Source organism: Dolichospermum planctonicum (assembly GCF_005402965.1).
Lineage (GTDB): Bacteria > Cyanobacteriota > Cyanobacteriia > Cyanobacteriales > Nostocaceae > Dolichospermum > Dolichospermum planctonicum.
Genome location: NZ_BJCF01000152.1, coordinates 1 through 505 on the forward strand (window position 1 = coordinate 1; position 505 = coordinate 505).

At 38.6% G+C, this 505-nt stretch carries 1 pseudogene; it reads left to right on the forward strand.

What is annotated here, in order from left to right:
- Positions 1–505: pseudogene (locus FFO06_RS20835) on the forward strand (addiction module component); the annotation flags it as partial.

The window sequence follows — 505 nt, forward strand, 5'->3', positions numbered from 1 at the left end:
TGGAAATCTAACGAACTTGATTTAATTGCTTTGCGTTTAGGACAACTACGCTCTGACTTGTGGAATGAGTTCGGCTCGTTAAAGGCTTGGGGTATTTCTAAATTTGAAATAGACAAACAGCTACGCACATCTAAAGACAAGTACCAATTACCTGCTAAATTATGGGATTCAACCCTTTATGATGTAATTGATGATATCCATTTGGTTCAGGCTGCTTGCATCGAAAAAGTGATGAAATCCTTGGGTCAATCGTTCCAATCCTTCCAGTCCAAAAAAGGGGTTTTACAACTTACATTAGAAAGTCGTGAATGGTTGGATCATCCCAAACTTTGCACCTTGGTGAGAAAGTTTTGGTATCGAGGTCATACGAAAGTTTGTAACCAAATTATTCTTAGGGCTTTTGATACTAAATTAGATAATAAAGGTGTGGTGTGGCTGCGTTTCGGTGGACTCACAAAGGGTAAAAATCTGAAGTTGCCAACGACTTTACCGACAGAAGTAAAAT